Source organism: Paenibacillus sp. DMB5 (assembly GCF_001517085.1).
GTDB lineage: Bacteria > Bacillota > Bacilli > Paenibacillales > Paenibacillaceae > Paenibacillus_AQ.
In genome coordinates, this window is sequence record NZ_LRAC01000171.1 from 26,822 (window position 1) to 39,981 (window position 13,160).

9 protein-coding genes are annotated in these 13,160 nt (G+C 52.5%); 7 read left to right on the top strand and 2 right to left on the bottom strand.

All coding sequences use genetic code 11. The features are described from left to right. Nucleotides 1-100: 100 nt before the first annotated feature. The 6 genes from AWJ19_RS32125 to AWJ19_RS32150 all read left to right on the top strand — a co-directional run bounded on the left by AWJ19_RS32125 (nt 101) and on the right by AWJ19_RS32150 (nt 10,066). Complete coding sequence (locus AWJ19_RS32125) at nt 101-1,654, top strand: response regulator transcription factor (RefSeq protein ID WP_068729727.1); 1,554 nt, start codon at nt 101-103, stop codon at nt 1,652-1,654. A gap of 108 nt (nt 1,655-1,762) precedes the next feature. Next, the gene (locus AWJ19_RS32130) at nt 1,763-3,574 is read left to right on the top strand and encodes a sensor histidine kinase (RefSeq protein WP_068729729.1); all 1,812 of its coding nucleotides are present in this window, start codon (nt 1,763-1,765) and stop codon (nt 3,572-3,574) included. 113 nt (nt 3,575-3,687) lie between these two features. Continuing rightward, the gene (locus AWJ19_RS32135; protein ID WP_082708238.1) at nt 3,688-4,677 is read left to right on the top strand and encodes an ABC transporter permease subunit; all 990 of its coding nucleotides are present in this window, start codon (nt 3,688-3,690) and stop codon (nt 4,675-4,677) included. Nucleotides 4,678-4,691: 14 nt separating this feature from the next. Next, entirely contained in the window at nt 4,692-5,591 is a 900-nt protein-coding gene (locus AWJ19_RS32140; protein WP_068729730.1) for a carbohydrate ABC transporter permease, read from the top strand. Between the two features lie 186 nt (nt 5,592-5,777). Then, nucleotides 5,778-7,523, top strand: a complete 1,746-nt coding sequence (locus AWJ19_RS32145; RefSeq protein WP_068729732.1) for an ABC transporter substrate-binding protein — start codon at nt 5,778-5,780, stop codon at nt 7,521-7,523. 104 nt (nt 7,524-7,627) lie between these two features. Further along, nucleotides 7,628-10,066, top strand: coding sequence for a glycoside hydrolase family 95 protein (locus AWJ19_RS32150; RefSeq protein WP_068729734.1), 2,439 nt, complete (start codon nt 7,628-7,630; stop codon nt 10,064-10,066). A 115-nt stretch (nt 10,067-10,181) separates the two neighbouring features. On the opposite strand, the gene AWJ19_RS32155 is transcribed toward AWJ19_RS32150, so the two are convergent. After that, a complete protein-coding gene (locus tag AWJ19_RS32155; RefSeq protein WP_068729736.1) occupies nt 10,182-10,661 on the bottom strand; it encodes an SRPBCC family protein in 480 nt (159 codons plus the stop codon). Between the two features lie 320 nt (nt 10,662-10,981). On the opposite strand from AWJ19_RS32155, the gene AWJ19_RS32160 reads away from it, so the two are divergent. Continuing rightward, nucleotides 10,982-12,121, top strand: coding sequence for a transglutaminase domain-containing protein (locus AWJ19_RS32160; RefSeq protein ID WP_068729738.1), 1,140 nt, complete (start codon nt 10,982-10,984; stop codon nt 12,119-12,121). 123 nt (nt 12,122-12,244) lie between these two features. Here AWJ19_RS32160 and AWJ19_RS32165 read toward each other — a convergent pair whose 3' ends face one another. Next, nucleotides 12,245-13,117 carry a biotin/lipoate A/B protein ligase family protein gene (locus AWJ19_RS32165; protein WP_068729792.1) on the bottom strand — a complete coding sequence of 291 codons (873 nt, stop codon included), beginning with the start codon at nt 13,115-13,117 and terminating at the stop codon, nt 12,245-12,247. Between the last annotated feature and the right edge of the window lie 43 nt (nt 13,118-13,160).

The window sequence follows — 13,160 nt, forward strand, 5'->3', positions numbered from 1 at the left end:
CCTTAATATTTCTCGCAGAAACGGTTACCGCCTTCTCTGAAGGGCCGGCATAGCCGTTTCTCTTGTTTCCGGATTTGTGTTATAGGGGGGCTGAGAGCTGATGATAAAAGTGCTGATTGTGGACGATGAGCCGAAGCTGAGGGAAGGACTGCGCAGCCTGATTCCATGGGAGGATGAGGGCTATACCGTTGTAGCCACGGCGGCGAACGGATTCGAGGCGCTTGAGAAGTATAATACTTTTGCACCCAAGCTGGTTGTCGCCGATATCCGGATGCCGGGAATGGACGGCCTGGAGCTGATTACAGAGCTGCGCAGGCAGAACGCGAAATGCCATGTGCTGATTCTAAGCGGCTATGCCGACTTTGAATATGCCAAGCGGGCGATTTCAAACCGCATTGACGGGTACCTGCTCAAGCCGGTGGATGAAGACGAGCTGATCTCTTATCTGCGGGAGATGCGTGTGACAATCGGCCAGGAGGAGATGCTCAGCGTCCTGCAGAATGTGGTGGAGGAGAACAGCCGTGAGGTCTGGCTGCGCGGACTGCTCCAGCCCGGCCCCGGGGACATCAGTCCCACGGAAGCGGCTGACAAGCTTAAGCTGCAGGGCAGTAGTGAGGTTGTGCTGCTCAGGCTTCTGAATTCCGGCAAAGGGGCGGCGGAAGGAAAGGAAGAGCGTGTCCGCAGTGAATTGGAGCGGCACTGGCAGCCGGAGGAGGCCGAGTTCTTCAGCCTGCCGCCCTATGCCGGTCTGCTGCTAAAGGCGCCGCTGAAGGATACAGCTGCCCGCACTGCGCTGTGGCAGGAATTAAATCGGGTTATCTCCAGGGAGGGGCTGGACTTCTACGCCGCATCCGGAGGTGCTGCTGCAGGTCCAGAGGGAATAGCAGATTCGTTCGCAGCGGCCAAAGGGCTGCTGGAGCAGGCTTTTTTCGGGCGCAGAGAGATTTTGTCCGGCGGATTCATGGAGCACTGGGCGGAAGCGGCGAAGGAGCCTGCCGATGAGCAGGGGGAGCCCGGCGATTCCGAGCGTGATGAGGAGATGGAACTGCTTCTGGCGGTCGAAACAGGAAGCACGGCAATCCTGTCGCCGCTGGTGAAGCAGATTATCAGCAAGCTGGTAGAAGCCCGGCATGACGAATCCTATATCAAAGACAATCTGATCCGGATGATCAGCAGCACCATTGCACGGCTGGAGGCGGCTAATCCCGAGGTGCGCACTCTGATCAGCGGGAATGTCTCGCCGGCGAGCGAGGTGTACAACAGCTTTTATCTGATTGATATTCACCAGATGGTTTCAGATTATCTGGAGCACCTGGCGGGGCAGCTGAACAGCGGCGGGCGGGGCGATGAGATCAAGCGGATTACGGATCTGATACAGCGCCGCTATAACGAGAACCTGAAGCTTGGGATGCTGGCGCAGATTTTTAATTATAACAGCGCGTATCTGGGCAAAATGTTCAAGAATCAGATCGGTGAGCATTTCAATACGTATCTCGACAAGGTGAGAATCGAGAAGGCGAAGCAGTTCCTTGCCCAGGGCATGAAGGTGTATGAAGTGGCTGAACGGGTCGGTTATATGAATGCAGATTATTTTAACGCGAAATTCCGCAAATATGTCGGTGTTTCACCAAGCGCCTTCCGCAAGGAGCAGTAAGCTGCGCCTGCGGGCTTGCCGAACGTGAAGCACGGGTTTATGATAGACGGGCTGTTCCCCATCCGCAGCGGATGAGCGGGGCAGCCTGTTTGACATATCCGGGGGAGGATGAAGATGAAGCAGCTTGTGAGCCTGATTAATAATATGAAGCTGAAGTATAAGCTGATGATGTTTTACGTGGTTGTGGTTATGATTCCGGTGCTGATTATCGGAATTATCCTGATCAGCTATTTCCGCAACGCCGCGCTTGAGAGAGCCATTGACCAGGCAAGCAATAACGTGGAGAAAATCAAAAGCCAGATGTCCAGCAAGCTACGCGTGCCCACGGATATCTCCAATCTGCTGTTTTTTGATGATACGCTTGAAGTGCTGGTAAATACGAAGTACCCGAACATTCTGGAGCTGACGAAAGCCTACATGGACTATACCGATTTTAAGGAATATATGCTGCAGTACCGGGAGATCGCCAATATCCGCTTTTTTATCGATAATCCGACGCTTGTGAACAATCTCGCGATTACTCCGCTGACCTCCGAGACGGAAGAAAGACCCTGGTTCAAGAAGGTGATGGAGACCAAGGGCATCTACTGGCTCTATATTGATGATAAAGAGGAGTTTCTCAGCACGACCAAAGGAAGCATTAACAAGCTGAGCCTGATCCGGCAGGTGTCTTACCCTGAATACAACAGCACCGGTGTCATCATGGTTCAGGTTAATCAGAATGAGCTGAATAACATGCTGTCCCAGGAGCCGTTCGAGACGATCATTACAGACGAGCAGGGATATATTGTAGCGGCCAAAAACCCTCAGCTGGTCGGCACGACGCTTGCCTCATTTGATATCGGCGTCAATCTGGAGAGCCAGACGGAAAAGGTAATCCAGACTCAGGTCAAGGGCGAAGACTCCTATGTGATCCTGGATGAGATGAGTCCCGAGCTCAGCATCAGCAAGCTGAAAATTATATCCGTCTTTGAAACCCAGAGCATTCTCAGCGGTGCGAATAAGGTCAGTGTGCTCGGTCTGCTGATTATCAGCGGGGTTCTGCTCGTTGCCCTCGTGATGGTGTATATTATCTCCCTGCTTACGACGAACCGCCTGCTGCGGCTCAGCCGTCAATTGAACCAGGTGGCCCTCGGCAATCTGAACATTGTATCCCACATCGACGGTACGGATGAAATCGGCCAGCTCTCGCGCCAGTTCAATTACATGGTATCCAGCATCAACCAGCTGATCAGCCAGGTGATTGAATCCAACGAGAAGAACAGCAGACTGGAGATTGCCCAGCGCGAGATCAAGCTGAAGATGATGGCCAGCCAGATCCATCCGCATTTTCTGTTTAATGCCCTGGAGTCGATCCGCATGAACGCCCATCTCAAGGGAGAGAAGGAAATTGCCAATATAGTCCGGCTGCTCGGCAAGCTGATGCGTAAAAATCTGGAGGTCGGGCGGGAACGGGCTCCGCTCAAGGAAGAAATTGAGATGATCCGCTCTTACCTGGAGATCCAGAAATTCCGTTATGAGGACCGGCTGATGTATGAGATTAACTTTGATGCCAAAGCAGCAGAGGTGCTGATTCCGCCGCTGATTATCCAGCCTCTGGTCGAGAATTCCGTCGTTCACGGGCTGGAGAATAAAGAAGGCACTGTGCATGTGTATGTCAGTGTGACGATGCAGGAGAATGAAATTCAGGTCAATGTCAGCGATGACGGTGTCGGAATGTCCAATCAGCGCCTGACTGAGATTCTGGAAGTGATCACCAAGGCTGAAGAAGAGCAGCGGAGTCGGATCGGCATGCGCAATGTGCATCAGAGACTGGTGCTGTATTACGGGGAGCAGCATGGGCTTAGGATTGCCAGCGAGGAAGGAAGGGGTACAGAAATATCTTTTTCTATCCCCAATGACAGCGATTACAAACAGTAGCTCCCCGGCTGCTGTTCAATGTCTAATTTGTATATGATTTTAGATAAAATATGTCGGGTATTCGCTTACATTTTGGTACGGTATGATATGAATATAAAAACGAAGGGGGAATAATGATCGTGAAAGCGCTCACTGAAAACGGTGTTACAGCAAATGAAAGCGTAACCCCCCACCCACCTGCGAAGCGGAAAAGAAGCGGATTTTGGAGTAGCGTACTGCAGCAAAAGTACTTGTATCTCATGTCTCTTCCATTCGTCATCTGGGTTTTTATCTTCAGCTACCTGCCCTTATGGGGATGGACGATGGCATTTCAGAATTATAAGCCTGCCAAATCATTTGGCGAACAGAAGTGGGTCGGACTGGCTAACTTCAAGGAGCTTTTCCAGGATGAGCGGTTCTATCTCGTACTGAGAAACACACTGGCAATGAGTATACTCGGGCTGATCGTCGGCTTCGTGGTTCCTATCCTCTTTGCCGTCCTGCTCAATGAGCTGCGGGGGAGCGTCTTCAAGAGAACGGTACAGACGGTATCCTACCTGCCTCACTTTGTATCCTGGGTTGTTGTCGGCGGGATTGTCTACAAAACACTCTCCATCGATGGAGGGATCGTGAACGATTTGCTGATCTGGATGAATGTCATTGATGAGCCGATCCAGTTCATGGCCCAAGGGAAGTATTTCTGGGGAGTAGTAACCGCAGCTGATATATGGAAAGAAACCGGTTGGAATGCGATCATCTATCTGGCAGCGATTACAGGTATTGATAAAGAGCTGTATGAAGCGGCAAAAGTGGATGGTGCAGGCAGAATCAAACAGATGTTCAATATTACGTTGCCTGGTATTCGTTCAACCATTATGGTGCTGCTGATTATGAACATCGGCCACCTGATCGGAATCGGCTTTGAGAAACAATTCCAGCTACAGAACAACCTGGTTACCGATTATTCGGAAGTGCTGGATTTGTATGCGCTTAAATATGGTATCCAGATATCTAGATTCTCCTATGGTACAGCAATCAGCATGTTCACCTCTGTGGTCAGTGTAATCCTGCTGTTCACTGCTAACGGCGTTATGAAGAAATTTACTAAAGAAAGCATCATGTAAGGAGGGGATCCCAGATGGCTAGCAAAGCTTTTCAAATGACAAAGTCTGAACGTGCATTCGATATATTCCTGTATGTTTTTCTTACCATTGTAATGATCGTAACGTTATATCCCTTCCTCAACGTGCTGGCGATTTCTTTCAATGAATCTACAGACACCGTCCGCGGCGGGATCTACATCTGGCCGAGAGCCTTCACGCTTGAGAACTACGAACGGATCTTCAGCTATACCGGCCTGATTCAAGGCTTCAAGATTTCACTTCTGCGCACTATCTCAGGTACACTTCTCGGTCTGATCAGTGCTTCCATGCTGGCCTTTACGCTCAGCCGTCCGGAATTCAGAGCCAGAAAGTTTGTCTCGGTTTTCCTGGCCCTGACGATGTATTTCTCCGGCGGTATGGTTCCTATGTACATTCTGATGAGAGATATGAATCTGATCGGAACATTCTGGATTTACATTCTGCCTGGTGCGGTATCCGCCTTTAACGTGTTCATCATCCGATCCTTTATGGACGGGCTGCCGTTTGCCCTGCAGGAATCAGCGAAGCTTGACGGGGCGAATGACTTTAAGATTTTCTACAAAATCATCCTGCCGCTCTGTAAACCGGTACTGGCAACCATCGCGCTGTTTCTGGCCGTAGGACAATGGAATGAATGGTTCACAACGTATCTGTATAACGGTAATAAAGCCCACCTGACCACACTTCAGTATGAGCTGATGAAGGTGCTGGCGACTACCAACCAGGGCAGCGGCATGGTGAATGCCAACGATATGGCCCAGCAGATGGCTCAGATTTCACCTGAATCGATCAAGATGGCGATCACCATTGTTGTAACTGTACCAATTCTCGTTGTGTATCCGTTCCTGCAAAAGTATTTTGTCGGCGGTATGACACTGGGAGCTGTAAAAGCCTAGATTCCGGTTAAGATAGCCGGGGAGCATAAGGGCCGAGCGAGTACCTTCGCCGGATTATGCTCCCCAAGCTTCACCCGGCTTGCAAGATTTATTATTATATTGATTTTGCAAGCGCTAACAACGGTATACTCAGGTTATGCCTGATATGCATATAGGAACATACAAAATTTTTAAGGGGGATTACAAATGAAAAGCAAAGGCATAAAAACGGCTTTTACACTCATGCTTTTGAGCTCTATGCTAATCGCAGGCTGTGGCGGCAATAACAATGCTGCCAACAATACTGCCGATAATACGCCGGCCAATACCGGTAACAACACAGAAACGAACCAGCCGGCAGACGAGGCAATGGATACAAGCCCGTTTACGATCTCATTCTTTGGTGCGGATGCCAGTCCTAACTGGAATAATATGCAGGATGATGTAGGGAAAGTTATTACTGAGAAGACCGGTGTAACGCTTGAGGCCGAATTTGATGTCGGCAGCGGCGGCGGCGACCAGAAGATCGCTATGATGGCTGCCAGCGGCGACGTACCGGATCTTATCTTTGCAAAAGGAAGCCTGAGCACCCTGGTGGATGCCGGCCTGATTATCGATCTTACCGACCTGATTGATAAACATGCTCCAAACCTCAAAAAAGTCTACGGTGAGAACATGAACCGTCTGAAATACAGCCTGGATGACCAGAGCATCTATCAGATCCCTACTAACATGGGTGTCGGCCAGTCCTCCTTTGACGCAACTGGCGGCTTCGAAATCCAGCACCGTGTACTTAAAGAGCTGGGCTATCCTGAAGTGAAAACACTGGCGGATTATGAAAAGGTACTGAAGGATTACGTAGCGCTGCATCCGGAAACTGACGGCCAGCCTACCATTCCGCTCACACTCAATGCAGATGACTGGAAGATCATGATCACAGTAACTAACCCTGCCTTCATCACTACAGGGGCACCGGATGACGGTGAGTACTATGTTGATCCTGAAACTTACGAAGCACAGCTTCACTACAAACGCCCTGTTGAAAAAGAATATTTCCGCTGGCTGAACGGCATGTACAATCAAGGCCTGCTGGATAAAGATACTTTCGTGCAGAAAGATGACCAGTATAAAGCTAAAGTAGCAAGCGGCCGCGTACTTGGTCTGATCTCCCAGGAATGGGAATATGCTGACGGCGAAAACGCCCTGAAGGCAGCCGGTAAAGATGAGTATACTTATGCTCACTTCCCTGTAACCCTGAGCGAAGAGTATAAAGATCACTCCTTCATGCAGACAGGTATTGACGGTTATGGTCTGGCAATTACAACTGCAGCTAAAGACCCTGTCCGCATCATCAAATGGCTCGACTGGATGTCCTCCGATGAAGGACAGATCCTGAGAAGCTGGGGTGTTGAAGGCAAGCACTACACTGTAAATGCAGAAGGCAAACGTGAGGTTCCGGCTGAAATTTCGGACAGAAAAGCCAACGATGTTGCTAACTTCCAAAAAGAAACAGGTATCGGCCAGTATCTGATCTTCGGTGCGCGTTATGGCGACGGAGTGAAGGATCCTACTGGTAACTATTACACTGCAACCTTCCCGGATGAAATTGTAGCTGCTTACTCCGACGCCGAGAAGGAATCACTTGCCGGCTATGGTGCTACTACCTGGAAAGACCTGTTCCCTAAAGAAGATGAATTCCCTGTAAAAGAAACCGGAGCCCTGTACAACCTGCCTGTTCCAACTGACGGCCAATATCAGGTAATCTTCAAGAAGACTCAAGATATTATCCGCAAGCGCATTCCGGAAGCGATCCTGTCCAAGCCGGGTGATTTCGACAAGGTATACGACGCATTCCTTTCTGAGCTGGACAAAGCAGGCGCTCAGGATATGGAAAAAGAATTCACTGAGCTCGTGAAAAAGAGAGTATCCCTGTGGACCGGTAAAGAATTTTAATCCAAGGAATCCTTTCTGAATTACAAACTTAATGCAACAGCAGGGACCCGGTGTTTGTCCGGGTCTTTTGCTGTATACTGCCCCTATAAGCAGAGCGGGAGAGGATGAGGGACGTGAACCAGGGACAAACATGGAAGTTAAAATACAAGCAGCCGGCAGCCGTCTGGGAAGAAGCATTGCCGCTTGGGAACGGTCATATGGGTGCGATGGTATTCGGCGGTACGGCAAAAGAGCGTTTCCAGCTGAATGAGGATACGTTATGGTCGGGATTCCCGCGCGATACGAACAATTACGAGGCACTCCGTTACCTGAAGAAGGCGCGCGGGCTGATTGCGGAAGGAAGCTATGCGGAAGCAGAGAAACTCATTAATAGCCGGATGCTCGGCGTGAACTGCCAGGCTTATATGCCGCTTGGCGATCTGATCCTGAAACAGCCGGGGACGGAGAACTGCACGGAATACAGCCGGGAGCTGGATCTGGATAGCGGAATTGCTGCAGTATCCTTCCGTACGGCTGCGGGCTTGTTCAACCGTGAGGCATGGATCAGTGCACCTGACGGTGTGATGGTTATTCGGGCTTCGAGTGAGGCACGCGGCGGATTGAATCTGGAGCTGAGTCTATCGAGTCCGCTGCGTCATACAGTGAAGCAGACGGGAGCAGCAACGCTTATCCTGGAAGGCCGCTGTCCGACGCATATTGCCGACAATTATCACCAGGATCATCCGTATGCAATCCAATATGAGGACGGGCTGGGCATCGCCTTCGAGCTGCATCTGAAGGTTATTGCCACAGGCGGCCGGGTTGAAGCGGCAGACGGGCGCGTGGTTGTCTCCGGTGCGGATCAGGTGCAGCTGGTGCTTGCTGCCGCTACGGATTATGAGCAGGTGAAGAGCAGGGCGGCACATTTGAGCGGCGGCCGTGCGGCTGCCGGCTGGCTGCAGGCTCAGAGCACAGGTGCGCAGGTGGAGAGCAGCGGCGGTACAGGGCTGCTTAGCCCGGGGGAGAGCTGCGAACGGCGGCTGGCGGCTGCCTGCGGGACGGCGTACGAGGTGCTCAAGCAGCGGCATACCGATGATCATCAGTCGCTGTTCCGCCGGATGGAGCTTGACCTCGGCTGGAGCGAAGTTGCTGAGCTGCCGACGGATGAGCGGCTGGATGCGTACAAGAACGGCGGGGAAGACCCGGCACTGGAGGCGCTGCTCTTCCAGTACGGGCGTTATCTGCTGATCGGCAGCTCGCGTCCCGGTTCACAGGCCGCCAATCTGCAGGGGGTCTGGAATGAGCATGTTACCCCGCCGTGGAACAGCAACTATACCACGAATATCAATACGCAGATGAATTACTGGCTGGCTGAGGCGGGCAATCTGAGCGAGCTGCACGGGCCGCTGATTGACCTGATCGGCGAGCTGAGCGAAACCGGGGCCAGAACGGCTGCCGTCCATTATGGGGCGCGCGGCTGGACAGCCCACCACAATGTGGACCTGTGGCGGAGCTCTGTTCCGTCCGGCGGCGATGCCAGCTGGGCGTTCTGGCCGATGGGCGGCGTGTGGCTGAGCCGCCATCTCTGGGAGCATTACGCGTATAACCCTGATCCTGCCTTCCTGCAGGAGACGGCCTATCCGCTGATGAAGGGGGCGGCGCTCTTCGCGCTGGACTGGCTGGTCGAAGGGCCGGAGGGCCTGCTCGTAACCAGTCCGTCTACCTCGCCGGAGAACCGCTTTGTTACCGCTGACGGGGAGCCCTGCAGCGTATCCATGGGGTCGGCGATGGATATGAGCCTGATCCGGGAGCTGTTCGGGCACTGCCTCGAGGCGGCGCGGATTCTGGACACGGATGCGGCATTCCGGCAGCAGCTGGAGCAGACGCTGCCGCGGCTGGCTCCGCTTGTAATAGGCGCGGAGGGACGCGTGCAGGAGTGGTTTGAAGATTTCGCTGAAGCAGAGCCGGGGCACCGCCATGTCTCCCATCTGTACGGGTTATACCCGGGAGAGCAGATTAATGAGCGGGATACCCCGGAGCTGGTTGAAGCAAGCCGGCGGACCCTCGAGAAGCGGATTGCCTCGGGCGGCGGACACACCGGCTGGAGCTGTGCGTGGCTGATTAACCTGTACGCCCGGCTGCGGGACGGGGAGACGGCTCACCGCTTTGTGCGGACACTGCTGTCGCGCTCGGCTTACCCTAATCTGTTCGACGCCCATCCCCCGTTCCAGATTGACGGTAACTTCGGTGCGGCCGCCGGGATTGCCGAGATGCTGCTGCAGAGCCATCTGGGAGAGCTCCGTCTGCTGCCAGCCCTGCCTGAGGCCTGGAAGAGCGGCCGGGTCAGCGGAATCAGGGCACGCGGCGGCTATGAGCTGGAGCTGGAATGGAAGGACCATCTGCTGGTATCCGCACGCATCTGCGCTTCCCGTGACGGGGAATGCCGGATCGTATATTCGCGCGGGCTGAAGATTCAGCTGCCTGACGGCAGCATTGCCGGCGCGGATGAGCCGCTTCAGGTTAAAGCCGGTGAAAATTACCTTGTGACTGCCGGCGAAGTTTAACGGGAATTATTTCTGAAAATAGCTGTTACGAAAAAAACTGCTTCCTATGCAGCATTGATGCTGCGCGGGAGCAGTTTTTTTGCAGGAAAGGACAAAACTGAATCTGCACCGGTGGTTACTCAACATACTCAGCAAGATTCTCCAGACTGGACCGCAAACCCTCATCGTGGTCTTCCTTGCGAATTCCTTCCGGTACGTTCTCGCAAACGATGGTGACTAAAGTGCCTTCAGGCGCGGCGGCTAAATTCCAGGTCATAATCATTTCTCCGGCAAAAGCCGGATCGTCAGATTGGAACTCGGCCAGCTGTACCAGACGCTCGTCCGGAATACATTCAAGGAACCTGCCCTGGACAACATCGGTATCCTCCGAGCTTTTGCCGTGTGTCGCAGAGTCCGGTTCGAGATAGGTTAAGGACATCCGGTAAGCTCCGCCGGCCCGGGCATCGAACTCAAAGATATGGGCCTTCATCCCCTTGGGCGGCAGCCACACAACCTGTGCTTCCGGGTCTATGAGTGCCTTGTAAATATGCTGCGGTAAGGCATTTATGACTCGCGAGGCTGAGTCGGTTCTTTTTTTGCCGGGTGAATGTGTCACAGCATTATACCTCCTTGTGTCCATTTCCTTTCATGTTTATTATAGCAGTGTCCAAATTCATCCTGCAGCAGGGCACGATTCCATCGCAAAGCCTTATTTCCCTGACATTTCAGGCCGATAATAATAGTATATATTTTTAATTTGAGATAATATGGAAATGATACTGCAGAGTATAGCTTAGTGGGTCAAAGGAATTGAGTTCACTAAGATTCCGGTTGTACGAAAGATATTTCCGGCATCTACTATAGAGTAGAAGTACAAACTATACCTTACAGTTAAACCACAGCTATTTGAAGGTTGCGGGAGGCAAGGGGGAAAACATGCGAAAGAAACATATGTCGCTCATGAAGGCGTTACTCGGGGGGATGCTGCTGTCTGCTGCTTTACCGCCGGCGGCTTACTATGGATGGGGACAGGTCCATGCGGCTGCTGCATCCGCTTCGCTGCAATCGGTAAGCGAGATGACGCAGAAGCTGACCGGGGCAATGGGCAACCGCCGGGAGACGATCACCTTTAAGTATACGGAGAAGACAAACAAGCTGAAGGCACGGGTGCAGAGTGCAATTGACCAGGCGATGGCCAGTGATATTTATTTGTATTACATCGTTGACAGCTATGCTTTTTCATATAAACAAAACGGCCAGTCTGCTAATGTGACAGTGCAGGTGAAATACCGGGAGACGCTGCAGCAGACCGCCTATGTAAACAAACAGGTAAAAGCAGTTCTCCAGAAGATTATCACGCCGGGCATGAACAACCACCAGAAGATCAAGGCCATTCATGACTGGGTGGTGCTGAACCTGAAATATGATAACACCTATACTAAATACACCGCTTATGAAGGGCTGACGACCGGCAGCGCCGTATGCCAGGGCTATTCCCTGCTAACCTATAAGCTGCTGCTGGGCGCAGGAATTCCGAATAAAATTGTTGAAGGCACTGCCAAGCCGGCGGGAGGGGCAAGACAATCGCATGCCTGGAATCTGGTTCAGCTGAACGGGCTCTGGTATCACCTGGATACGACCTGGGATGATCCTGTGCCGAATGTTGCCGGTGAAGTCAGTACGGCCTATTACATGAGAACGGATTCCCAGATGCGGCGTGATCACAGCTGGACCAAATCTTACCCTGCGGCATCCGTCAGCTATGCCCAGACATTGTCCGATCTGGTCAGCCGCGGCGGAACGGGTGTATCCGTGTATGAAAAGCTGCAGGAGCAGCTGGATTACAGGCTGTATGAGGAAAAAGAGGTTGTGAGTTCTGCTGCAGAGCTGAAGGAGCTGGCGAAATCCGCCATCGCTTCCGGCAAGCAGTCGTTGCTGTTCCGTTACCGGGGAAGCGAGAAGCTGCTCAAAAGTGATCTGCAGACATTGTATACGCTTGGGCTGGACCAGCTTGCGTACACCAGCTCTGCTTTTGAGAATACCGGTGATCTCAAGGTCTATGTTACCTGGAAATAACAGCGGATGGGCACCTACCGTGCGGTTGCTGTCCTGATACGAAAACAAATTCCCGTACCGGATTTAAACGGTACGGGAATACAAGTGCAGTTGATTTCGCAACTGCACGCAGATGATTGCCCTTTACTTCTTCAGATTCCAGCTGTCGGCACCATACTTCTCCTCAGCAAGCCGGTTGGCCAGTTCAATCTCGAAGTCAGTCAATGTCCCGTGGATCAGCTCCGTACCCAAATTTTCTGCGAAACCTTGATGAAAGGCTTCCTCCAAATCACGAATTGTCACCGGAGAGTCCCCTTTCCGCCGCAGGCACGAATTAATATCAACCGCTTTGCGCTCGAAAATCTTCTTCAACCGCTGTTTGTCCTCAGGATCGGTGAAGTTCAAGACATTGAACAGAAGATCCGAGTCCAGTTCGAGAAGAATGGAGCCGTGCTGCAGAATGACTCCCTTGGAACGCATTTGAGCGCTTCCCGCGATTTTTCTGCCTTCGACTACAAGTTCGTACTTGGATGGCGCATCGAAGCAAGCCGCCGACATTGGCTTGTTTCCACGTCGGGAATCCTCTGCTTGCCAATCTGCCAAGGTTTGTGTCCCGGAAGATTTCAAGCCCGTCATATGTGCATCCAGACCCAGCTTCCGGAAACCGAGCAGCAATCCCATGCTTAGCACGCGGTATGCCTCCACTACACTTGCCGGAATACCGGGATAATTCTCCGATACGATGATGCTGTAGGTGAGCTCTTGATCATGAAGCACGGCCCGGCCGCCGGTCGACCGCCGCACAAACCCTAGGCCGTACTCTCGAAGCGCAGTGAAGTCCACTTCCTTGGCCGCATGCTGGAAGCAGCCGATGGACAATGTCGCTGGATTCCATCCATAGAAGCGCACCGTTGGCGGCACAAGACCCCGCTCGTGTGCGGTGAGCATCGCTTCGTCGATCGCCATGTTTTCCGCAGGCGTCCGGTTTCCTGTATGTACAAACCTCCACATCGTCATCATATCCCCGCTTCCAGCTTGCCGGCACCGATTTTCGCATCAT